General features: G+C 35.1%; 16 protein-coding genes. 4 read left to right on the top strand and 12 right to left on the bottom strand.

Features of this window, described 5'->3' with window-relative positions; genetic code table 11:
• The first annotated feature begins 76 nt into the window (after positions 1-76).
• Positions 77-1,972, top strand: coding sequence for a DUF262 domain-containing protein (locus tag MTZ49_RS01810; RefSeq protein WP_264746713.1), 1,896 nt, complete (start codon positions 77-79; stop codon positions 1,970-1,972).
• A 43-nt stretch (positions 1,973-2,015) separates the two neighbouring features.
• Here the strand turns inward: MTZ49_RS01810 and MTZ49_RS01815 are convergent, their stop codons facing one another.
• From MTZ49_RS01815 to MTZ49_RS01835, 5 genes are all read right to left on the bottom strand, one after another.
• Positions 2,016-3,296, bottom strand: coding sequence for a restriction endonuclease subunit S (locus MTZ49_RS01815; RefSeq protein ID WP_264746714.1), 1,281 nt, complete (start codon positions 3,294-3,296; stop codon positions 2,016-2,018).
• A complete protein-coding gene (locus MTZ49_RS01820; RefSeq protein WP_264746715.1) occupies positions 3,289-4,926 on the bottom strand; it encodes a class I SAM-dependent DNA methyltransferase in 1,638 nt (545 codons plus the stop codon). Before MTZ49_RS01820 ends, MTZ49_RS01815 begins: the two co-directional genes overlap by 8 nt.
• A complete protein-coding gene (locus tag MTZ49_RS01825) occupies positions 4,920-8,027 on the bottom strand; it encodes a type I restriction endonuclease subunit R (RefSeq protein ID WP_264746716.1) in 3,108 nt (1,035 codons plus the stop codon). Before MTZ49_RS01825 ends, MTZ49_RS01820 begins: the two co-directional genes overlap by 7 nt.
• Positions 8,028-8,202: 175 nt before the next feature.
• Positions 8,203-9,519: an AAA family ATPase gene (locus tag MTZ49_RS01830; protein ID WP_264746717.1), complete on the bottom strand. Its 1,317-nt coding sequence runs from the start codon at positions 9,517-9,519 to the stop codon at positions 8,203-8,205.
• A gap of 120 nt (positions 9,520-9,639) precedes the next feature.
• Complete coding sequence (locus tag MTZ49_RS01835; RefSeq protein ID WP_264746718.1) at positions 9,640-9,846, bottom strand: helix-turn-helix transcriptional regulator; 207 nt, start codon at positions 9,844-9,846, stop codon at positions 9,640-9,642.
• A gap of 1,096 nt (positions 9,847-10,942) precedes the next feature.
• On the opposite strand from MTZ49_RS01835, the gene MTZ49_RS01840 reads away from it, so the two are divergent.
• Entirely contained in the window at positions 10,943-11,824 is an 882-nt protein-coding gene (locus MTZ49_RS01840; RefSeq protein ID WP_264746719.1) for a phage integrase N-terminal domain-containing protein, read from the top strand.
• 427 nt (positions 11,825-12,251) lie between these two features.
• On the opposite strand, the gene MTZ49_RS01845 is transcribed toward MTZ49_RS01840, so the two are convergent.
• Complete coding sequence (locus MTZ49_RS01845; protein WP_264746720.1) at positions 12,252-12,449, bottom strand: helix-turn-helix domain-containing protein; 198 nt, start codon at positions 12,447-12,449, stop codon at positions 12,252-12,254.
• A 110-nt stretch (positions 12,450-12,559) separates the two neighbouring features.
• Between MTZ49_RS01845 and MTZ49_RS01850 the strand changes: the two genes are divergently transcribed.
• On the top strand, positions 12,560-12,817 hold the full coding sequence (locus tag MTZ49_RS01850; RefSeq protein ID WP_264746721.1) for a helix-turn-helix domain-containing protein: 258 nt from the start codon (positions 12,560-12,562) through the stop codon (positions 12,815-12,817).
• 2 nt (positions 12,818-12,819) lie between these two features.
• Complete coding sequence (locus tag MTZ49_RS01855; protein WP_264746722.1) at positions 12,820-13,752, top strand: hypothetical protein; 933 nt, start codon at positions 12,820-12,822, stop codon at positions 13,750-13,752.
• A 498-nt stretch (positions 13,753-14,250) separates the two neighbouring features.
• Here MTZ49_RS01855 and MTZ49_RS01860 read toward each other — a convergent pair whose 3' ends face one another.
• The 6 genes from MTZ49_RS01860 to tssI all read right to left on the bottom strand — a co-directional run bounded on the left by MTZ49_RS01860 (position 14,251) and on the right by tssI (position 24,714).
• The gene (locus MTZ49_RS01860; RefSeq protein ID WP_264746723.1) at positions 14,251-15,285 is read right to left on the bottom strand and encodes a hypothetical protein; all 1,035 of its coding nucleotides are present in this window, start codon (positions 15,283-15,285) and stop codon (positions 14,251-14,253) included.
• A 29-nt stretch (positions 15,286-15,314) separates the two neighbouring features.
• Complete coding sequence (locus MTZ49_RS01865) at positions 15,315-15,518, bottom strand: hypothetical protein (protein ID WP_264746724.1); 204 nt, start codon at positions 15,516-15,518, stop codon at positions 15,315-15,317.
• A gap of 121 nt (positions 15,519-15,639) precedes the next feature.
• Positions 15,640-16,671, bottom strand: coding sequence for a hypothetical protein (locus tag MTZ49_RS01870; RefSeq protein ID WP_264746725.1), 1,032 nt, complete (start codon positions 16,669-16,671; stop codon positions 15,640-15,642).
• A complete protein-coding gene (locus MTZ49_RS01875) occupies positions 16,668-21,494 on the bottom strand; it encodes a hypothetical protein (protein ID WP_264746726.1) in 4,827 nt (1,608 codons plus the stop codon). The genes MTZ49_RS01870 and MTZ49_RS01875 overlap by 4 nt, the downstream gene beginning before the upstream one ends.
• Before the next feature lie 53 nt (positions 21,495-21,547).
• Entirely contained in the window at positions 21,548-22,324 is a 777-nt protein-coding gene (locus tag MTZ49_RS01880; protein ID WP_264746727.1) for a DUF4123 domain-containing protein, read from the bottom strand.
• Complete coding sequence (gene tssI / locus MTZ49_RS01885; protein WP_264746728.1) at positions 22,321-24,714, bottom strand: type VI secretion system tip protein TssI/VgrG; 2,394 nt, start codon at positions 24,712-24,714, stop codon at positions 22,321-22,323. The genes MTZ49_RS01880 and tssI overlap by 4 nt, the downstream gene beginning before the upstream one ends.
• Positions 24,715-25,746: the final 1,032 nt, after the last annotated feature.

Here is a 25,746-nt window from a genome sequence, read left to right on the forward strand (position 1 = left end):
ATAAGCAAAAATAAAATTGTTTTATTTGCTTATACAAGTAATAATTTAACTTTTATTTTATCAAAGGATTAAATCAATGGCAGGGGCTACCTTTCAAACCAATCCCGTTGATCTCTCAACATTACTAAATGAATGCCATACTGGAAAATTACAGTTACCCGATTTTCAAAGAAGCTGGGTTTGGGATGAAGATAGAATAAAGAGCCTTATTGCTTCTATATCCCGTTCATTCCCTATTGGTGCATTGATGACGCTCTATACAGGAGGCCCTGTAGAATTTAAACCTAGAATAATAGAGGGCGTGCCAGAAGCTACTAAATCGGTGTTACCTCAATCATTATTATTGGATGGTCAACAACGTATTACCTCCATGTATCAAGTAACATTACGCAAACAAATTGTTGAAACAGTAACTCCTAAAAATAAAAAGGTTAAGCGTTGGTTTTATATTGATATAGAAAAAGCATTAGATCCTACTGTAGATAGAGAAGAAGCTATTTTAAGTATCCCTGAAGATAAAAAATTAACCAGTCAATTTGGACGAGAGATAGAGTTAGATATTTCTTCACCTGAAAAAGAATATGCTAACTTCATTTTTCCTATGACGGATGTATTTTATTGGGATGAATGGCAAGACGGTTTTGATAGCTACTGGGCGGGTGATGATAACAAACCTAAAAGAGATTTATTTAGGCAATTTAAACGAGAAGTTTTAGAGAACTTTAAAGCCTACCGAGTCCCCGTTATTGCTTTAGATAGAGAGACGAGTAAAGAAGCAGTCTGTGTGGTATTTGAAAAAGTAAATACCAAAGGTAAGGCACTAGACGCCTTTGAATTAGTTACTGCTATTTATGCAGCAGATGGGCATGAACTGCGTAAAGATTGGTATGGCGATGGTAAAAACCCAGGTAGACAACAGCGTTTTATAGAAGCCTACCGATTAGCAGGTCGTAAGGAAGGTATTATTAGTAATGTCTCCAATACAGACTTTTTACAAGTGATCTCACTGTTCTATACAAGAGAACGGAGACGTCAAGCAGAACAAGCAGGTAAACAAGGTAAAGAATTACCTGCGGTATCTGGTAATCGACATGCTTTATTAAATCTGCCCTTAGCAGCTTATAAGCAGTATGAAAAACAAGCTGAAGCAGGCTTTGAAAAAGCGGCTAAGTTTTTGCATATGCTGCATATTTATCAAATATTTGATTTACCTTATCAATCACAAGTAGTTCCTCTAGCTGCTATACTGGCTGATATAGGCGATGCTTGGGAACATGAAGCTAATCGACAAAAATTAACTCAATGGTACTGGAACGGTGTATTTGGTGAGCTTTACGGGTCTGCAGTGGATACACGCAATGCAAGAGACTTTATGCAAGTACCTGCTTGGTTAAAAGGTGATATAGAGCCCTCAACTGTCAGCGAAACGCTGTTTAGACCTGATAGGCTAAAAACCATGAAAACCCGTTTATCTGCAGCCTACAAAGGGGTCAATGCATTATTAATGAAACAAGGGGCACAGGATTTTCGTTCAGGTCAAGCATTTGACCATACGGTATTTTTTGGAGAATATGTGGATATTCATCATATCTTTCCTAAAGATTGGTGCGCGAAGCAAGGCATTAGTTCTAAGATTTACGATTCTATTATCAATAAAACGCCACTAAGTTATAAAACTAATCGTATTATTGGTGGTTCTGCTCCCTCTAGTTATTTACATAAATTGGAAACAGGAGACAGTAAAACCCCTGCTATTCAGCCTGCTACCTTAGATAGTTATTTAAAATCCCATTGTATTAATCCAGAGTTACTCAGAGCTGATAACTTCACTGCTTTTATGGAAGATAGACAAAAACAACTATTAGTGCTTATAGAACAAGCAATGGGTAAAAAAGCCTACCAAGGAGATCTACAAGAAGAAGGAGTAGATTTGGATGACGAAACCCAAGAGGCAGAATATACTCGTCCTTAATTCAGTTACTAACCTAGTTTTAGTTAATAGCAAGCTAGGTTAGCTATTTAACAGTTACTTGACCATTCATTAGCATGGGAAGTAGCCAGTCTCTTAGTGTAGCAAGTTGTTGGTTTTCTATTTCAAGATTATATTGTTTTTGTAAGATTGGTTTAATGACAGCAGTAAATTTTTCTATACGCGGCAAGCTTGGATAAGCAAAAACAAACGTTTTTAATATCCCATGCCTGATCCCTTTATGAACACTACCTGATGATGAGTTTTTTGTAAAAACTTTCATTTGCTCGCTTGATAAAAGCTTAAATAAATACTCACTAGTTACTAATGAACTATTTGCTCTAATAGTAAAAACAGATTCATTAATATTCCAATTAATTGGTTTATTATGAATTAAATATGTAAGACCAACAGGTTGTATGCTTGTGAATAGAATATCACCTTCTTTAAGGTCTGATCGTTGATTAATAATATCGAGAGCCTCATCACTTATTCGATCTGCTTTATCAGAGAATAAGATCTTATTCTGTTCAATATCCTTAATAGTAATATAATAATTTTTACCTTCTCCCAACTTAAAATTATCTCTTGGATTAAGACCTGTTCCGATACGTGCAACTACATTTCCTAACTGTATATTTTTCCACCCCTCAGGTATTTCACGCTTTAAGATTGCATTGTAAACCATTTTTCCACCTGTGCTTTTATAGGGTTTACCATCTTTGTTGGGAAAATCAAACTGTACAAACCAGTAGTCATATAAAGTTTTTGCCATAGCTTCCAGTTCAGTATTAATACGTTTATTTAGTTCGATTTTTTTATCAATCACTGAAAGAATATTTGCTATTTTTATTTGTTCTTTTAAATCAATATACTTAAAACTAAGTCGGCCTAATAACTCTAAATTTATATTTGGTTGAGATGATTGAGCAGACAAGCTATTTATGTATTTATTTACACTGGGCTGGCTAAAAAAATAATATATGTAATCAACATTGGCTTTTCTTTTATTAAGCCTAATAATGCCCACAGCCTGATTTGTATTCGCAGGTAAGTCAATATCTTGCACAATTGCTAGTTTACCTAAATAAGCTCCAGCAATGGAAAAAAGTAAATCATCTTTTTCAAGTCTTGATCTCTTTAGTTTATCATCTGTCTCACTATCAATTTTCATAAAAAGTGATGAATCTAGATGTTTGGAGTCTTTAATACTTTCCGATTTAACAAAATTTATACCTGTAGAAACAAAATTTCTACCAATACTAGTTGGTGTTGTCCCTTTAGTAATTAATATAGAAATATCTTTTAGTGTTAAAAGATTACTCATACTTCAACCCCGCCAACTGCTTTTTAATTTCTTCTTCTAATTCATGGGATTGTTTAAACAATTCTTCTAAGTTTTGAGTATAACCATGCATTTTTGTAGCAAATTCTTCTGGGGTAATATCTACATACTCAATCTTTACATCAAAATATTGGCCTGCGCTTAGTGAATAGTTTTTATTGGTAATTTCTTCATAACTTACTACTACTGAAAAATCTTCTTTAATTTCCTTTTGGTTAAAAGTATTTATAATTTGTTGTTCTTCTGCTTGGGTAAGCACGGTTTTTTGATTTTTACCATCTTTAACCTTTTCACCTAAGTTAGAAGCATCTATTAATACCACTTTATCTTTATTGGTAGCATCAATAAAGACAATAGATACATTAGTCCCTGTGGTGGCAAAAATATTGCTAGGCATCGAAACTACGCCTGCTAGCATTTTATTATCTATCAAATGTTGACGGATTTTTTTATCTATACCTGCCTGTGCAGTAATAAACCCCGTAGGCACTACTACTGCTGCTTTACCTGTAGGTTTTAAGGAGAAGATAATATGTTGTAAGAACAATTGGTAGATTTCCATTTTGTCCTTGTCTTTGGGTTTGATTTTAGGAATACCTGCAAAAAACCGCTTATCATTGTCTTTAGTATCTAAAGCGTTTCTATAGTCACTAAAATCCAATTTAAAGGGAGGATTAGAGACGATATAGTCGAAATGTTTTAGCTCTTTACCTTCTTTATGATAAGGGTGCAAGATGGTATTACCTTGTATTACATAAGGAATAGAATGCACTAGATTATTAAGAATTAGGTTAAGCCTTAGTAAGTTGGAGGATTTTTGGGATATATCTTGGGTGTAGATACTGCATCTATTTTCCCCTATGGCATGGGCTACATTCATTAATAATGTACCTGACCCCGCCGAAGGGTCATAGCAACTTACATTATTAATTTTTCCTCTTTGCTCTTGTGGCACTAATACTGCCGCCATAATACGCGCTACAGCATGGGGTGTATAATATTCGGCATATTTGCCGCCACTATTGCTGTTGTAGTCTTTAATAAGGTATTCAAAAATAGTAGCGTAAAAGTCAAACCCTTTAGAGAAGATATGTTCAAAACTAAAAGTGACTAGTTTGTTAATAATAGCTCGGCAGAAGTCATCTTTTTTGCTGTCATCTGCAATAAAGTTACTGATACGGTCAAATAAAATAACTTTAGCACCACCTTCTGTTTTAACAGAGAATACTTCTGTATTACTACTGGCAATATCTATTAAGGTATCGTCAAAGGTTTTAGCAAAATCTGCTTGGTTTTGTTGGTTAAATAGTTGACCAATAAGATGGGCTGTTTTTAAACGAGCGACGCCTTGTGGGAGGTCTAGCAATAGTCCACCGTATTGTTCCTCTGTCATTTCATAAAGAGGCTCTTCCCAATTGGGGTTATTTGCCAAAGAGGGGATTTTCTTTTTAACTTCAAATGCAAACTGATCGTTTAGAAACTTATAGAGAAAGGCTTGGGTAATAATTTTAAATTCGTTACCATCATTGCCTAAGCCATAGTTAGCACAAATACCTTTTAAACCATCAATAAGTTCTTTAGTTTTTTGTTGGAAGGTTAGTTCAACTACCACTGTTGTGCTCCGTTATTAAATTCTTTAAGGTATTCTTTTACAACAAGATCATTAATGTAATGAGATGCTTGCAGGTTGAGTTCAATGGATTGTTCTTTGATAAAATGGTTTCTTACCTTTGGCATGACCATTTGTTTAAAATAACTTTCATTATTTAAGACTTGGAAGTTTTGCAGCACTTCCGTATCGGTATCTTGTTTAACCCCTATCAGGGCTTCAAAGATTTTACGTTCAGATTCGGTAATACGGCCATGTTCTTGTAGACGTTTATGGACACGGGTATATTTTATATCACCGAGGTATTTTTGGCGAAGTAGATTATTGTTTCTATTTAGCTCTTTAACACGCTCATAAATTTTATTGAGTGTATCGGTATTGGCTTTCATCTCATCTTGGGTGATGGCACTTAAATTCTTTTTCTTAAATAGCCGCTCCAACTCTTCTTTAAGAGTGATAAATTTAGGGTCATCTTGGTCAAAATTACTTACTAGAGCTTCTCTGGTACGTCTTAATGTTTTGTGGTACTCATTAGCTGCTAATTGTAGCTCTTCTTCACCTATTTTAATAAATTTAAAGATAATATCTTCTAGGGCGATATTAAGTAAATTAGTGGTTTCTGTACCTTGTTCTAAATTAGCTTTTAAATTAAGCAAATTAAGATGATTCGTTGTTTCTCGGTAAAGTATATTAAGCTTATTAAAATCAAGCTGATCCAAAAAGCTATATTCGCCCTGTAGCCTAATAAGGTTATATAAGCTCTTAGCATCTGCTAATGCTTTTTTTAGCGCTAATATTGTTTGACGATCTTGTATCTCATTAATTTGCTGAGAAAAAACTTCGGCATTTTCGATATTGAACTTAAAGAGTACATCTTTAATATGCTCGATTTCTGCGGTAATTTCTTCTTGTGATTTAAATAGATGGGAATAGCTGTCTATTTCATCCCCAAGCTCTTCTTGTAGTTCTTTAAAATAAGCTTTATTAGTTTTATCAAACTCTTTACGTATATCAGCAAAATCCACCACATAGCCATAACGAAACTCTTTATAGGGTCTATTAACACGTGTTAGGGCTTGTAGTAGATTATGAGAGCGGATAATACGCCCTAAGTAGAGTTTCTTTAAACGTCTTGCATCAAAGCCTGTTAATAGCATATTAAAGACAAATAGTAGATCTATCTTACCTGCTTTAAAAGCTTCAACCCAATCTTTGCGTTCTTCTTTAGTACCTATATCATGCAGAATAAGCGCAGCTGTTTTAATCTTATTATCTTGCTTACGTTTTGCTGAGTAAAAAGCTGTTTCTTCAGCTACCTTTAATAGAGCAGCATTACTTTCGTTAGCTGCTACTTGATTTATTAACTGACTATTTTGTGGATAACGACTATTAAATATCTCAAACATTTTTTTAGCTTGATCAGCACTATCACAAATCACCATTGCACCGATGCTAGACTCGCCTAAAGCCCCTCTGCTTTTTTCAAAGTCAGTAATAATGTAATCCAACATAGGTTCAACAAAATTAGGATGGGCATAGATTATTTTTCTATCCACATCCCCTTGTTGAATTTCTACTTCTTCTAAGGCTTTTTGTAAGGCCATTTTATAGTTAGTCGCTATTTCTTCACGAATTAGTCGTAAAGTGTAGCCGTCTGCAATAGAAGAGTTATAGTAATATTTATGAATATATCCGCCAAATAAACTACGAGAGTTATAACTTTCCCCAAGTAATGGTGTACCTGTTAAACCTATTTTAATAGCATTACGATCAGACTGATCTAAGTTAGCTAAAAAACTGCCTTTAGGATTATAGCTACGGTGCACTTCATCTAAAAAATAAACCCTTTGGATATTAACATCGTAGTCCTTAGTTGAAATAACATCGGGATCATCTTTAAATTTTTGAATATTGACTACAGTAATTTCGGGCTTACCACTGTTATTATGAATAACCTTAGTGGCTTTAATATCTTGGCTAAAGGCTTCACGCGAGTCTATGGTATAAACCGTTAAGCCACGACTAGTAAATTCCCGTTGTGCTTGGATCAATAAATCAATCCGATCCACAATAAAATAGAATTTAGGAATAACGTGTTGACGTTGAAAATAATCGGTTAAAAACTTGACATTGTAGTAAGCCAATGCTGTTTTACCACTGCCTTGAGTATGCCAGATAATTCCTTTTTTAGTTCCCTCATTAAGTTTACTTTCTATAGCTTTGGTAGCAAAGAGCTGAGGGTAGCGCATAATATGTTTTTCTATACCCTGTGTTTCTGCCACATAGGCTAAGGCATACCTTAATATAAAGGATAGCCTATCTTTGCTTAATAATGAGGTGCAAATACGGTTTGTAGGTCTATGCTCACCCTTATTAAGTTTAAACTCTTCATTATTACGAATAATTTCTTTATTAGTATCTTTTAAAACCTCTAATTCTTTTTCTTCAGCTAATGGTTTAGAAAGCTCTGGTAATGCTAATAACTGCTCTTCCCTGAAATAATTAAAAATAGGCGTGCGATAAGACGCACTCGCATAAAAGGCACCTTGTAGAGGTTGTATCGCCTCATCATCATATTCCATATTGTTGGAAAAGATCATAAACTGAGTGATATTAACAAAGCGTTTAAACTTTTTGTTTTGAAAGCGCCTACTAATACGTTCCCGCTCAGCTAATATACCCTCTGGATTATTAGGCTTTTTAACCTCAATAAACACCAAAGGCATACCATTAATTAACAAGGTAATATCAGGCCGAAACTCTTCATCACCATTTTGATAAGTAAGCTCTGTTACTACATGAAAGCTATTGTTTTTAAAGTTTTCAAAATCTATTAGCTTAATACCTGAACGATCTGTTAGTTTTTCGTAGAACGCTTTACCTAAATCTTCATTATCTAAGGTTAATTTAACTTCTTCTAATAATCGGCCAATATCATCTTGCTCTAAGTTAGGATTAATTTTAGCAATAGCTTTACAAAATAGCTCAGGGAAAATATTAGTACCCATATCCCATTGGCATTTTTTAAGCGATAAATACTCATACCCTAAACGCATTAAATGTAGGATTACAGGAATTTTTACACGAGTATCTTCATTAAACATGGTATTTCCTTTACTTTATAGACCTTAATATTTTAACTAAGCGTTAGCTAATATAGATACTTACTGTTCATAATATTAAAGCAATGTTGGTAAAACATTAATAAATAAAGGGCTTATATTATCATATTTGCCTCTACTCCCCATATATGCCCATAGTATTTATAGGCATATATGACTAATCAGGGCAAATATGGGGCAATTGCCAAAAAGTTTTAATATCTTGACCAAAACCTTCTTGAATAATTTGTATATTGAGTTTTTCTCTAGCGGTTCTAATTTGTTTTTCAGTAAAGCCATTGTCTTTCATTAGTTGTTTTATTTTATTACTAGGTAGTTTATCTCGTTGTAAAATGCTTTGTAATGTAGTGACTGGTTCAGTATGTGTTCTTTGGTCTGTTTTTTGTTCCAGTTGGCTTAATTGTCGTAATGCTTGTTTATTGACAGGGTCTCCCCAATTAACACAGCTAGCACTAAAGCCTTCTGGTAAATCTACTTGTTTAAGGTGGTAATAAATCCCTATATTATCTTGCCCAATATTTGATTTAGCGATAGCTAATAGATGTTTATTTTCATCATGGTCTTTAGCCGTCACCCAGACTATTCTAGGTAATGCTCCAAACGCTAAAGAGCCTGTGACGCGTTCTAAGGGTGAGCTGTGTTGTGTTCCTTTAGAAAAATGCGTAATCCCTAAGATGGCACAATCAATCCTATTAGCAAAGTCTACCAATGGTTGTAATGAGCTTCTAACATCCGTTGATTTATGCATATCGCCTTTAACCATAGATACAATAGGGTCAATAATCATCAAATCAACAAAACCTATATCTTTTACTGTGTCTATTAATAAATGAATATCTGTAGCAGGATCAAAAGGTTCTATTTGCCCCGTTAATTGATTTTTTCTGCCTTGGATAATATAGATAGTGTTTATATTAGCCTGTAAAGCAAGAAGTCTAGGTAATAATGTATCATTTAAATCATCCTCAGCTGACCAGATAAGCACTTGACCTGACTGCTTACAACAAAATCCATCAGGAAATTCCCCTGCGTTACTAATGGTTGCTGCAATAGCTAAAGCCAAGGTAGTTTTACCTGTTCCTGCTTGGCCGCTTAAAATATGCAATTTGCCTCTGGCTAAATAGTTAGGCCATATCCATCTGATGCTCTGTGGTGTTACTGTTGAGGCATTAACTAGTAATGCTTTATAAATAGATGAGTTATTATCATTATCTACTACTGAAGCAGAGGTTTTATTAGCTAGTGTAGTCAATGATGTTTTATGCCACATCACTAATGCGTGTAAATAACTTATAAAATCGTTCTTTGATAAGTTAGCTCCATCTACTAACTGTTGATGAGCAATCCCTATTATATAGTTTATTTTTTCTTTTTCTTGGCGAGAAATCTTTTTATGGTCCAGTTGCTTTAATAAATCAATCAATGACCGTTCATTATCAGTATCTAAAAACTCTAAATGATTACAGCTATGCATATGTATTTTATATCCTATATATAAAATTAATAATCAATACTTTGTTTATATAAAATGATTAATACATTTAGTTGCCTCCTTATTGGAGACAACTAAATGTTGTTAGATCATTAGCTAAAACTAACGATTAAGCTGATTTCGATTATTAATTTGGTCTGCAATCCATTGTTGAATTTCGTTATACTCCCAAAAACTACTACTCCCTACCTTAATACATTGAGGAAACTTATCCTTTTTTATATAAAGATAAATAGTTGGTCTAGCTAATCCCGTTAACTCCATTACAGTTGGTAATTTAATAAGACGGCGTTCTTCTTTGTTATTCATAAAATACTCCAAATAAAAAAATAAAATGAATATAGCTTTGAATAAACCATTCAATAGCCGTCAATAAATCTATATAAATTAAATAACGTTTTGACTAGTTAAATAAAAATTGGTCATTTTTATTTAGCTTCTTCTTTTTATTTTTGAAGACTAGAAAAATTATTTTACGCAGTGACAGTATTTTATATTTACTGGTAATCAACAGATATAGGGAAATATTTTAAGTGATGGGTCAGTGATAGGCTTATTTTTATCTGATTTTATCGAAATATTTTGATATATAAAGCTCTTGCAATAAACGCTTGACATCTATTTGTTAATACATAAAATTAAGAGTATGAATCGTTATCGTTGATAACATCATGCCCAGATAGCTATAACCTTAAAAGCTATGTATCCATGTATGGATAGGTTAACCCAAAAGTCAGTTAAGCATACGGCAGGCACTGACGATTACCATCAACGGTAATAGTATGTTTCTTTTAAATACAAACAAGTTAACGCCATTAGGGTTGTTTACTGTTACTTAATATAAATATTTGTCATTATGTTGTTATTAACAGAAGACAAGTACAACATAAAATCAAATGTTATGTTCTACATTAATGATGTAGGGGCATAGCTTTCAAACTAGCAATTTCTGATCTTTTGTTTTTTAAGATCAATGAATTGTTACCAGAATCTTTTTAGCAAAAATAATAGCTAAAACACCTTCACAGCATTGGGTTATAACGATTGGCTATAAATCCAATTTATCCTAAGGGTTCGCTACGCCTTTAGGACTCGTCACAAACTTGGGTGCAAACCCTGCAAAACCAAATTGCATGGGCTATGACTTATCTTTTGATTTTGCTGTAGCAACTATTGTCTGCATGATTCCAACAGGAACAGCAATAGGGTCCTCCTTTTGAGGCAACAGGCTATTCCGAGCCTGCATTGGCTTTACTTGTTCTTTATTAGTTTAAAGAACAAGATTTCACAGTAGTGATGCACTGTAGAACTGCCATTAACACTAACCTTTAAATCATCGGAATAACAATGTGAAGTACCAAGATAATTTTATGAATCAAGTACCAGAAATGACGAGGCAAAACCTATGGCAAATTTAAAACATGGCATTATTGGCATCTGTAACCATAATAAAGATGGTTCTTATACCACTCAAAAAGACCGTTTACGAATATTATTACAAGCCGCAGACCAATTAAAAACACTTAACTACCGACAACTAACTATTCATTCTATTAAAGGTAAACATATTAATGCATTGATAGATCAGTGGAACGAACAGCATAAAATCAATCAACTTTCTATAGCCACAATAAAAAACAGAATGTCAGCATTAAGATGGCTTTTAAGTAAACTAAATCGTAGTCAACTTATTCCCAAAGAGAATCAGGCATTGGGTATTGCAAGAAGAGATTACAAAAAAACAGTAAATAATAATAAAAGCCAGCAACTGGATAGCCGAAGTGAATTAATTACTGATAAATATGTACAGTATAGCTTAAAGCTGCAACAAGCTTTTGGATTAAGACGAGAAGAATGCATCAAATTTAACCCTGTTTATGCAGATCAAGATCACTATATCCAACTAAAAGCCTCATGGACAAAGGGTGGCAGGCCAAGAACTATTCCTATTAGAAACGAACAACAAAGAGCCTTAATAGATGAAATCAAACAATTGGTAGGCAATAACTCACTTATCCCAGCACATAAAAGTTACATACAACAAAGGAACCATTACGACAACCAAGTTAAACAAGCAGGCTATAATAATCTACATGGGTTAAGACACAGCTATGCTCAACAACGCTACAGAGAAATAACAGGATCTGAACCACCTATTTGTGGAGGGAAAACCAGTAAAGACTATACCCTACAAGAAAAACTACTGGATCATCGAGCAAGGCTTACACTTACTAAAGAGTTAGGACATGGGCGAGAAGAAGTAACTGTACAATATTTAGGGAGATAGCAAGTTCTAAATACAATTTATACTTGATATTTATATATAACCTATGAAATAGCTACATTATTAAAAGTGATGTAGCTATTTAGTACTGTTGCTATATTTTGTTTATTTAGTACAAATTATTTGGATTTTAATTTTGTGTACACTGTACACAGTTTTTTAGTTTTAAAACTCAAAGGTTAATTATGTATTTGTCATCATCTGAGTAATTGTTTCAATGGTTGCATTAACAATATATAAGGGTTTTTATCTAATTATTCTCTTGCAAGGGATATACTAATAATATCTTTCCTATTATTAAGCATACAAACAATAAATCTTGCATAAATATCGATGACTTTTAACTTTGTATACAGTGTATACAAAATTTTTAATAGCTATATTGAGTTATTTAATAATAAAAATTTCACCTTATATCCTTATTTATGTGTTACTTATATAAATACCTAGAAGGCCAAAGCTCAGTAACAGAAATATTAAGCGCATCTGCAATCACCCTTTCTAATTGTGAATATTTAAACTGTAATCCTTGATTTAGTTTATGTGTTCTTAATAATTCATAAAGTTTTATACCTCGTTTATTAAGCGCTTGAATAATCTCATTAGGTGTCCAGTCTTCCTCTAGCATATTTATATCCTATTTATCAACATGAAATAACAGATAAATCTATTATCCCATTTTGGGATAATTATGAAAATAGTTGATATTCGAATTTAGGATTTTTTTGAGATAACCATATGAGTTCTATTTATACTAAAGAATATCAACTAATCATTAATACGTTGAGAAGTGCAAGGATAGCTAAGGGTATCACACAAGTACAATTAGCTGAGGCTTTAGGCAGGCCACAATCATTTGTAGCAAAAATAGAAAACGGTGAAAGACGACTAGATATTGTGGAATTTATGTATATTGCCCAGTTATTAGCGCTTGATCCTTTTAAAGCACTCAAACAACTTACAATAAAGCATAAGCCTCTTACCTCAGCTAAATAGCCATGACCAATAAACAACAACCTGATTACTATAAAATCATTCCACAACATTTATTAGCCGATGCTGACGCACTCATAAATTACGTACGTTATTTTCCCTATCAGTTTCCAACTAAATGTCCTCATTGTGAATACAGTAGCTTTAAACAATTAACAACTAGAAATGTTGTAGATGAACCTCGTTTTCAGTGTTATTTTTGTAAAAAAGAATTTAGCCAATTGACGGGGACTTACTTTGCACGTATGACTCGTATGGAGTTATGGCCTGATTTTATTATGTATCGACTGGTAGGGTTACCTATTAAAAAGATTCATCAGCGGCTGAATATTTCGCAACATGCCTGTATTGTTAGAGAAAGAAGATTAAACCAAATGATGCAAGACCTTTTTCCTAAGCTTTACCAGTGGTGGAAACCGCATCATGATTATACTGATCACACACTAACAGCCGAAATTACCCAAGAGCAGAAAGTTATTGTCAATTGGGTTAAAGAGCGTATAAACCAGCAAACAGCAACCTGTTCCCAATGTGGACACTTTATAAAACAACGAATCAATTTAAGAAATAAAAAAGAAGGTGTACATAAAAATAGACCTTATTTTGAATGTGGTAAATGTGCTTATAAATTTAGTATATTTAAAGAAACTCCACTTAATAGACTACGCCACAAGGATTTTTGGGTACCTTTTATTAAAGAACTTTGTCAAGGCAAAAATAATGAAGAGATTTTAAACACCCTTTCTAATCAACATAAACTTAAATTAGGCTTAGGAACTATTATAAACTGGCGTAAGCGTTTTATTGAACAAATGCAGATATTAGGATTAACTAATTTAGTAGCATGGTTAAAATGGCAGCGTGTTCGAAACAAAGCTGCTGAAACGCGAGAAAACAAAAAACAAGTAACTTATAAGAAAAATAAAAATAAATTATAAGCGTTTTTATAAAGTAATTAGTTAACAAAATCAGATGATTAATACATACTATACCTGGAGCATAAGTGGTCATTATGGCGGCAATGAAACCAATAATACCAACAAAAAAAGTTAAAAACTTGCTCGCTCCATAACTAAAAGCAATAACATGGGTACGCAAAGCCATAGGCGCATAACGAATAGCCTGTTGGTCTATGGCGTTACCTGTTTGATCTAGGCTATAGGTGCCTGCTTTAATGCCTTGTTCTATTTGCTTTTGTAGTGTTTGATCATAGTCATTGCGACGCAAATAGTCTGGCGAATGCTCTTGAAAAATAAGTTAGGCACTACAGGTTCGGTATAGCCCCAAGGCAGCAGAATTTGTGCAAATTGCTTTAGCCAGCCCCTTTTTGGGGGCTTGGCTTGAGGGGGTATCACTTCGGAGTTATAGGTAGTCGTCGTATAGTAGTTATTATTATTTATCATTTATTACCACTATCCTTAGTTTATGGTGACTAGTTATTTATTGCTACTTTGCGGCAAGCCTTGTACATGGTAGCTCATTAGATCAGGGCGACCTATGGTATCTAATTGACGGGCTTGTAAACGCATGTCACTGCAAAGTTGTTGAAAGTGTTCATCACTCATTCCCATCCAGTAGTTAGGGTCTCGACCTGTTTGCTGATCGTATTTAACCGTCACAGGGTCATTTTTGCGGTAGTAATCCCATGCAGGAATATCGGGTAACGGTTGACTAATATCCATAAAGTTTTGCAAACAATCCCATGCAGCTAAAGCATTAGCTTGATCTGGCCCTAAGGGGGCAATATGGCTTAAATCAATAATCTTTTTGGGCTGGTAACGATGAATTAACGAGAGTTTATAGTACATTACTCCTGAATTGGTAGGCACCATACCTAAATAAGCATCCCATTCATAAAAAGGGGCGCTAAAATCCCCTTTACGGTGATTAACAATAGTAACCATGCCAGTACGACGATTAAATTCCCATACGATGCCCTTTCTACCTGTAGCTAACCACCAATTAGTAGGCAACCAATTCATTACAGCATAACTAATTAACCAAATAATTAGAAAGGGTAACCAACACAAGAATGTCAAAAGTAATAATTCTAAAGCAGACCATTCTCCACCTGCAGCTAACCAACTAATAAAGAAGAATGGTACTAAAAGAATAGGAAACCATTTAGTAAGAGTTTCACCAGCAGCATGGGCATATAGCCAAAAACGGGTACGAATCGCTAAAGGGGCATAACTAAATACTTCTTCAGTTAAATCGCCCCCTAAATCTAAACGACCAGTAATAGCCTCACCCTTTGCCCGTAGCTGTTTTTCTTCTTGCCAATCCGCCACATTACGCCGTAACAGAGAGGGTAGCAGAATATCAAACATATTTTGTGAAGCCACTGGCTGGGTATTGCCCCATGGTAAGCGAGTGGCGGTTGATTTTTCTAACCCTGACCATTGGGTAGCCGCTGATTGATCAGGGATGGTTTGGGAGTTATAGGCGGTAGTACTATAGTAATTACTCATACATATTTTTGCTGTTGCTAAAATTGGGATTATTTATTACTTTTATTTGTTAGTATTTTTATTTGCTCGTTAATTAAAGATTCCTCAGTAGCCATCATAAATTCTTCATATTCTAAAGCTTTTCTCTCTATTTCAACTTGATAATTTTTAAGTTCTTCTGCTGTCATTGTTTTTTTTCTTAGCTCATGCTCTGCTAACTCTTGTTGTATGGCTTTATCCTTACAAAGCCGCAATTTTTTTGCTCTTCTAAATATATTTCCTCTAGTAACTCAATTTCAGCCTTCAACTCTTCTATATCCTTCATTGTGCACCATAATAGTAAACCTTATAGGCAATAATCCCTAACTGTAACTGCTAATTATTACTACTTTGAGGTAAGCCCTGTACGTGATAACTCATTAGATCAGGACGCCCCATAGTATTTAATTGGCGGGCTTGTAAACGCATGTCACTACAAAGTTGTTGAAAGTGTTCATCGCTCATTCCCATCCAGTAGTTAGGGTCTCGACCCGTCTGTTGATCATGTTTAACAGTCATAGGATCATTTTTGCGGTAGTAATCCCATGCAGGAATATTGGGTAACGGTTGACTAATATCCATAAAGTTTTGCAAACAATCCCATGCAGCTAAAGCGTTAGCTTGATCTGGTCCCAAGGGAGCAATATGGCTTAAATCAATAATCTTTTTGGGCTGGTAACGATGAATTAATGAGAGTTTATAATACATTACTCCTGAATTGGTAGGTACCATACCTAAATAAGCATCCCATTCATAAAAAGGGGCGCTAAAATCCCCTTTACGGTGATTAACAACAGTAACCATGCCTGTTCGACGGTTAAATTCCCATACGATGCCCTTTCTACCTGTAGCTAACCACCAACTATTAGGTAACCAATTCATTACAGCATAACTAATTAACCAAATTATAGGGAAAGGTAGCCAAAAAAATAAAACAAAAAGAAATTGTCCCAATATATCCCCAGTTCTTTCTGTTAAAACAAAAGTAAAAAAGCATGGAATCAAAATAGCTGGAAACCATTTTGTTAATGTTTCACCAGCAGCATGGGCATATAGCCAAAATCGGGTACGAATCGCCAATGGTGCATAACTAAATACTTCCTCGGTTAAATTACCCCCTAAATCTAAACGCCCCGTGACGGGCTTGCCCTTTGCCCGTAGCTGTTTTTCTTCTTGCCAATCCGCCACATTACGCCGTAACAGAGAGGGCGGCAGAATATCAAACATATTTTGTGAAGCCACTGGCTGGGTATTGCCCCACGGTAAGCGAGTGGCAGTTGATTTTTCTAACCCTGACCATTGAGTAGCCACTGGTTGATCAGGGATAGCTTGCGAGTTATAGGCAGTAGGGGCGTAATAATTACTCATGAACGTTCTTTCTCTTGCCAAAAGGGTTGACTACCATTGTTAAAATCAGGTGTATTATAGCGTGACCCATCCGTATAACGTACATTACTATTTTCGATTGTAGGCGCTGGGAAATAAAACCGTTTACCTTGATAATTAACGGCTAGTTGTACCTTGGTTTTAAACTTAGTCCAAAGTTGTTCACTAAGTGCGCCATTGCCCACTAAATGGGGGGCAGTAATAAAACGACGACCATATTGAGTATCATGGGTTTCTACCACCCTTTCTATTTTATCATCCACCCCAAAGGCTAATGCTCTGCCTACATAACGGCATTCTATTTTGTAATCCACTTTCACACCTAATAAGCTAACCAGATGATTATTCACTCGAATATCATCAGAAACACCTACTTGACGCATCATGCCATAACGTGTTTGATATGTGGAAACAGTGCGATCAGTACGGTAAATATCAATATTAATGCCTGCAAATAAACCTATTAAACGATAATAAGCTTCAGTAGGATCCAGCAGATGAGTCATTGACGTACCACTGGCACTAAAGGGGCCATTTTTTAGCCAACTTTCTAGTTGAGTATCTTGGAATAGATAAATTAACCCTGCTGCTATTAAGCCAATAATAAGTGCTGCCCACATCATGGGGGTTAATAGTAAGAAAGTAGCCCCCGCAAAATAAGGGGCAATGATAGCAAGCGCACTGGAAGCGACCATTAGCCAACGAGCAAACCGTACTAGGCTATCTTCACGCCGATGGGCAGTAGTCATTACATCATAGAGACTATTGCCTAAAGCAACTACACCTAATATAGATTGTGCAACCGCTAAACGGGAAATAGCCGAGCCTAAAGCAAAAGGAGATTTAGCGCCAAAGATTCTTGGAACTTTATTAGTATCTATATTCCAAATTACTTTACGTAACCCTGTTTCATTAATATTTTGTTTAGCCAAAAAGGCTACATAATCTTCTATTGCAAAACCTAGATCAATAAATCCAGCAATTATACCAGTCCTTCCTCTAATATCTCCATCACTATACTCTATAGCTCTAGCAAAATTATAAACCTGAAACCCTACAATAGCCGCTTTAAAATAGCCTGTATTAGCAATACGGTAAAGGCGATGCTCCACTACCTGGCGCATATTTTGTTGTTGTTGCATAATATCTCGACTAACAATACTCATATCGTTTAGATATCGATCATAAATAGCTTTTTCTCCTGCTAATACATCGCTTAGTGCCTTTTTTGCATTAATAGCTGTTTGTAATTCTGCTTGAGCCGTTGTTAATTGGCCTCGTTTAACATCTAAGTCCTCTTCAGCATGTCTAATAGCTACCCGATCTGTGCTTTGTTGTGTTTCCAACACTCTTGTTTTTGCTTCTGCCAACGCTTTTTCTGCATCTAATACCCTTAAATGTTGTTCAGAAATTCTTAGCCGTTCAACTGGATTATTAACAAGGTGTTCTTGATAAAGTCTATTTTGCTCAGCTTGTTTTAAAGCATCATTTAATCTTGCTATTTCTGCTTGGTTAGCACCACTGCCTTTGCTAATTTCTGCAGCCAATTCAGCACGGATTCGTTGTTCTTCGGCTAGCGCTCGACCATATTCAGTTTGGCTAGTTCTAATTTGTTGTTGATCTGCCAGATTTTGCTGTCTTGCACGTTCTAGTCTTATTCTTTCCTGCTCGATTGCTTGTCTTTGCTCATCACGATTTAAACTAGAAACAATGGGGGTGCTTGTGTCACCTTCATTTAGTTCAGAGATAAGACGTTCTAATTCGCTGCCTTTACGGGCAAAAATAACACCCTCATATTCAGGCATAATATCTGCTGATACACCGCCTACAGAAGAACGAGTAGTACCTGCATTTACTCCCCCTTGTCCATCTGGCACTATTCCGCCAAGGGTTTTTAAGTCATCAAAATGTAACCCTTTTAATGGCATTCTCACTAGCACACCGTCAACCATAGAGCCATCTATATAGCGTTTGAATGGCGCTATATAGGCATCTTTTAACATACCACCAAGAATATTTCGTTGGTTTTCGAATAATAACGCACGCCATACTGGTATTGTACCTTGACCATCAAACAGACGTATTCTAGCAGCGAATGCTTGAGTAGTATTACGTGTATTTGCTGATGCTTCGCCAATTAGCTCTGATATATTTTGAATAGCTAACCATTGTTTTTGTGCATAAATACTGATTTCTTGACGATAAATTTGTCGATTTAGTTCTGTTATTTGCTGTTTCTGATCATTTATTGGTCCGTCTAACTCAGCTTTTCTAGTAGTTGTTTGCTGTTCCTGTTGTTGTATATCAACTTGTTGATTAGCTACTGATTGCTGTCGACTCTGAACCTCTTGTAATTTTTGATCATAGTTTTGTTGTGCTGAGGTGTATCTGGCTAATGCAGTATTAAATTGTGGGGTGATATTATTTAACGTTTTATTTAGTGCATCAAGTTCTTTAAATGCTTTAACAAATAAACCATCAAGAATATTAGCTGCATTACTAACAGCGCCTATTAGGCCTTTTGCTACTGCAATTGTTGTATCTGTGTTGCTAGTTCCTGTTTGTCCTGCAGAAGCTTCACTGCCATAGATTAGTACAATAGTTGCTGTATCTATAGTATTTTGTTTATCCTGTGGAATATTACCACTTTCTATACACTCTGCTAGCAAATCTGGTCTAGCCCAACCTAATCCATAGTTTGGAGTGGCCGCTACTTGTTGTTTTGCATCTGCCAGATCATCTCTATTTAAGGGGGCAAATAACATTTTATGTAATGTCATTTGTGGATTTTCTATTACTGCTCTTAGAAAACTAAAATTTGCCTTAGCATCTTTAGTAAACATGGCTATATGTCTTTTACCATAATAGATACGATGGTCTGGACTCATGTAGGGGTCAATTTCTGGCGTTGGTGTTCCTAACATACCCAATGTAGTAGCTAGAAAACAATAAGCTGCCGCGTAATGTTCTTTGCTATTTAAGCTTAAGTGGTCTGCCCATATATTGAGCTGATAGGATGATTGAAATGAGGTCAGTAAATGGCGCGTAACTTCATCATAACGTGCGGCAATTACCGCTCTTTCAAGAACTCCACTATGATAAGCTAATTTTTTCTCACCTTCTGCATCTAATTTATTTAGTGCACTGCTATGGGTATTGTCTTTATCATTGATTTTTCTTGGAGATACTACTTGTTGTATGAGTAATGCACTATCAAAATACTGACGTTGTGCTATATCGGCTGTCATTTTACCCATTACTTCTTGACTACGACTAGCTGCTTGCACTGAATGACGTATACGATAGTGACTATCATCTACACATACGCAGTATATTTTACGATCTTGGGCATCTTGTAAAGCATTAATAAAAGGTTGTGCAGATGGAGCATCCCATATTGAGTTGTCTTTTTTATCATTAAATACGGCAGGATTTTCTCGTTGTACTTCGCCTATTACTTTATTGATTGAACTCATAAAGTAGCCAACTGATTCAGGCTTTTCCTGTTCATTTTGATTTTCATTTGACACTGACGAATTTGTTGTATTCACTGTAGGAGAATAAGGTACCATTGAAGAGTTAAAAATTGACTGTGTACTAAGCAGTTGGGCCACCATTGCTTTGATTTGAGTACGTTGTTCTAGGGTATATTGTAATGCTCCTAACTCTAATATTTTGCCATTAGGTAGTTCATTACCTTCTTTGGCTTGGTCTAGAAACTCTCTGGAAAAAGCTATAGCATCTGTTAGATAGCTATTTGATTCGTCATAAATATATTTACTGGGGAAATCTAATAAGTTTTCAAATAGATGATCTCTTCCCCGTTGAGGTGCCATCTCTGTGGCAGGGAAAGCTGTGCTTTGAATTTTTTGTATTGTAGTACGTACTCTGGGTAGGTCTGCATGACTACGTTGTACAGCCCCTGCATAATTACCAAAACGTGGCCTAATATAGGTTAATGCCGATGCTTCTAGTAATTCTTTACCTTTTAATAAATCTTTTGTTACTGTTGCCCAGTCTTGCGCTAACGACACAGTTCTTTGTGGATGCTTTACACTATCACCAGCAATTAATAATAAGTTTATCCGTACGGCACTTAATTGAACTTCTGAATAAAAAAAGCTAATTTCACTTGATACATCATCATTATTGTAAACACTTGGCACCCAAATCTCTTTTAACGGTGCACCTGATGCCTCTCGCTCATCTGCCTTAAAAATAAGCTCCTGATTGTCGTAATATTGTGTATCTGATAAGGCAACATCTTTATAAATTGGGTACAGTGTACCTTCCTCTTGTTCTATTTTTATTTCACGCCAGAGTTTACCTGGGCTAAACATATAAAGATATCCTTCTCTTGCTAACACAGGAGCGCCTGAGTTAGGAATACTTACTGTGCTATTGTCAACATTATGCAGTTGAGTACAAGCAATGATAGGAACTATTTGATTAATTTGTTTATCATACTGCTTTGGCGTTTGAACTACATCCATATGCAATGCAAAAGTAATTGGAGTACCTTTAGTATTAGTAATTTCTAAATAAGCCCCTAAACCACTTTTATCTTTAAGATTTTCCCAACTCCACATATAAAGGGTACTAAGTAGTTTACCTTTAGCATAGGTTGTACGCGTGGGATTTACCTCTTCTAATAGTTCTTTGTTATCAGGATAATACTTATTACCTTGATCATCCATTACAAATAGCTTTTGTTCTTCTGGGTGATCTTTACCCATTACTTGGATTATAAAACTAGGTGTATCACAAGCTATTTCTGTACAGTAACCATTAACTTTATCATTCATTATTGCACTTCCATTTTTAATTCATTTAAGCTTTTACTATATTATTTGCTGACTTATGCAAAATAATGTTCTAAGTAAATTAATCGATGCTCTAAATTATCCGTTGGCCATTCTTCTGGCTTATTTTTAGTTGGGTATTTTGCTCTGATAGCTAGATATTGCTTTAAATTAACCTCAGTATTAAAACCATCCTGTATACCTTGTTTAACCCATAAAATAACTTGGTCTATACCAGCATTATTGGTATTTTCTGTTAAGTTTTGTTGCCAATGATAGGCAAATTTTTCTTCCTGCATATCTTGTAATGCAAGGTGTTGGTTTTTTCCTAAAATGGGCGTTGGCTGTGTTTTCTGTTGGTTGCTTTGCCAATCATTAACCAATTTATTATCCCAAAACTGCCATTTATCAGACTCAAAAACTCTATTACGCCAAGTAATGTTGTACCATTCAATGCGACTAATAGGTCCTAACCATTGAGCAGCCTCTTGCTCACTCAAACTGGTAAAAAAATAACTGGCTATGTAAGGATCATAGTAACGAAATAATCCTTTATGTTCAGTTGTTACATAAACTATAAGTATATACTTAAGTTGTTGTATTACTGATTTTTTTGGAAAACTGCTAGTCACTATAAGACCTGCATTTTTTTCTAAAAAAGAACGATAATTACTAGTAGCAGTGTTATCCTCAATTAATAAAGGACTTTGCTCTTTATAATCTGCAAGCTCTGTATCTTTAAATAAATAATCTACTTGTGGTTTTTGGAATTTACCACTAAAGACTTTTTCTAATGCGCCATTTTGTTGATCTAATAATAAATATTGGGTCATGCCATTGCTCCCTGTTCTTTTTTACGACAAGGACAATCAGTTAATGGACAATCAGCAGAGGTACCACCTTGTTTCTTGCCACATAGCAGAATAATAGGAGTATGCTGTTGCTGAGCCTGTGTTATTTTATGGCTTACTACAGGCGCAGAAGTTACTTCAACGGCTTTATCCTGATTTAGTGGTAACAAAGGTGCAGCAGGAGTACCAATCATAGGAACACCCCCAGTCCATTGCGGAGTAGTCATCCAAATACCCATTGGGTTTAATACTATATGCTGTCCGCCTGCTTTGAGTGTTAAGCTCAAGCCACCATCTATAACTAGATTCATACCTGCCTTAAGATGAATTTCCTGGCCTGCTTCGATAGTTTGTACTGTACCAATAGTAGTATGTTGGCTTATACCAATGGTTGTGTGATCATTGGCTAGTAGTTGGGTTTTTCTGTCTAATTGAGTTAAATGATGTTCTTCACTCTCGTTTTTGGTGTATCTGTTCTTTTTAATGGTTTCTGAGTGTTCGTTATTAACTTGTAGATGGCTGTTATTGTTTACTTGTACTGTGTGGTTATTTTTTGTGAGTTGATCAAAGTCTTTTTGGCTTTGCACAAAGATTTGTTCTTGACCCGCTTTGTCTTCTATTCTTAACTCATTAGAACCTACACCACCTTTTGATGAACTTGTTTTGAAGACACTTCTGGTTTTATTTGCAGGAAGATCGTAAGGGACTTTGTTAACCCCATTATGAACTGCGCCTTTGATTAGGGGTTGATCTGGATCTCCTTCTAGGAAATCTACCATGACTTCCATACCCACTCTAGGTATTACTACCGTACCATAACCATCATGTGCCCAGTTACTGGCTACTCTAATCCAATGGGAAGAGTTTTCATCCATAGTACCTTCACGATCCCAATGGAACTGAACCTTCACGCGACCATATTCATCACAGTAGATTTCTTCACCTGCTGCGCCTGTGACAATGGCTGTTTGACTACCCAGTACTTTTGGTTTTGGATGGGTATGTTGTGGTCTAAAGGGCACTTCTTGGGGTATGGCATTAAATACATTGAAGTAACCCTGTTGTTGATTTTGAGCAGGGAATTCCAACTCTAAGCTAGTATTGGGATCAAGGTATTTATCCAGTTGGCTGGGTAGGGTAGTATTAGTGGCGCTGGCTTCTCCACCAAAAGCCTCTAATACCTGTGGTTGGTATGCTTTATGTTTAATTTGAGTAATAAGCCAAGGTTTAGTAGCATCTAGGGTATCTAAACTAGGATGATCTTCTATACTAATATAATAACCACTATGTAAGGTAGGTATATCACTATAGCCTTCTGCTGTTAAATGCTCTACGCGTAAACGTTCTATTTGTACTTTAGCGAGTTGCTCATTTCTCGCTTTATCCATCCCAGTGGAAGGATAATCATAAAACTCTAGGTTAGGTTCTGTGGCTGAATTACCTTTTTGACTTTGTTTACCCTCACTTGTGCCTTCAGGGATCTTCATATTAGTAAAGTTATAATCACGCCAAGCCGCTGTTTGGGTTTTAGAGGCTAAAGACACATCAAAATATTTTAAAGCCTGAGTATCCGCCACCATTCCCGTATCATTCATAAACTTAACGGCTTCAGCCACACTAGGGAAAAAAGGCATGGCATCGGTAAAAACCATCTTATGGGCATTAGCAGAATGTTGGAAGTGATAAGCTATTCCTTCCTCTTGGCAAAGACGCGATACAAAATGATAGTCGGATTCATCATATTGCACACAAAAGTCTCGTACAGGATACATACTGGCGTCTTTAAATTGATACGCAAAGCCTGATTCAGCATTCTCCATAATACCGTGTTCTTCTAAAATAACTTTAATAATCTCAGGCGTCGTTTTACCCACAAATTTACGCTGATTCACTCTTCTCATTAGATTAGAAAAACGTGGCGTAATCACCATAGAAAATGTCGCATAATGCTGCCCAACAGCACCACGCTTAACGGATTGAACAACTCCATGAATACCAGAGCCAGACTTACCTTCAGGCGTAAAAGCTAAAAACACAGACTTACTTAATAACTGGGTGATATCAAAGCGTACATGCTTATTGACTAACACCACTTCAAACGCATAAGGTGAAGAGATACCTTCGGTACCCATAAAGGATAAGACTTGTAATTTATCTAAAGCGGTTTCAACGTTAGCATTAGAAAGAGTATCTTTTAGACCACCACTTAACGCAGTAGTAAGCGTAGAAAAGGGATCTAAGGATTTTGCACTGCTAGCCAAAGAAGAGAGTTTATCACCTATACTACTGCCTGTATTACTAGATAATCCTGTAGCAGAATTTGATTCATCCCAAAACAACTGGAAGTGGCTGTCATTAGCTTTATAATACATTCTGTAACTTCCCTAATATAATTTTAGTATAACAGTAAGTAATATATCTCCACTTACTGAGAGCCAGATAGACTCCATTATTGGGTTTAATTATAAACTAAAATACAAAATCATATATAGATTTTAGTACAACTAAGTCCAATTAAACATTTATAGAGAGAAAAGGCTCCAAAAACTAAAAGGGCTTAAAGGAAAAGATATTAAAGGGTAAAGGACTTATCTTGAAAAGGCTTTTAAAAGGTTTGTGTACATTAAAAAATGACATGATATTCACTCTTAAATCTATATAGAGTACAATAAATAACAGCATATCAATTTGATTTTCAAAGTAGTTTAACTTGTACATCATATTGTACAATAAAATTGGTAATTTACTAAAATATCTTGAATAATTAATAGGATAGATAACTGATGAGAATCTCGTTTTCCGCTCCAATTTAAAGATTTAACTTATTGATTTAAATAAAATTAAAGTTTAAAAAATCAAAACAATACTTCTATTCTAAATTAATCTAATAGAAATTTACATTATTTCTGACATAAAAATTAAATATTTAATTACCCTCATTAAGTGTGACTAATATTAGCGTTAACTTATAGTTAACATAATATAACTAAAATTAAAAATTCTATTATTTTTATATTAGTATTTAAAATAAATATACTGCTTGAGCTAAAGATACTATAAAAAAAATACATGGTATAAAATTGCAGATTGTACTTTTTTGAAAGGTAAACTACATGGCTTTTAACTATATACCATCCTAATGGTCAAAAAAGTGTTACTATAAATTTTATCCATGACGAAAAAGATGGCATAGAATAAAGTTGGGATCAAAACGGCCATCTATTTAGAAAAGTAGCTTATAAAAAAGATAGCTCTACTCATAACATATATTATGATGAAAAAGGAAATATCTCACTTGAATGAAGTCATGAATCAGGATTTATTAAAATCAGTAATTAAAAACTTGTATACTCTCTAATACAGGAATCAAATGCTTAATCGCCTGATCTAAAGGCGGTGCGTTA

This window comes from Entomomonas sp. E2T0 (genome assembly GCF_025985425.1).
Classification (GTDB): domain Bacteria; phylum Pseudomonadota; class Gammaproteobacteria; order Pseudomonadales; family Pseudomonadaceae; genus Entomomonas.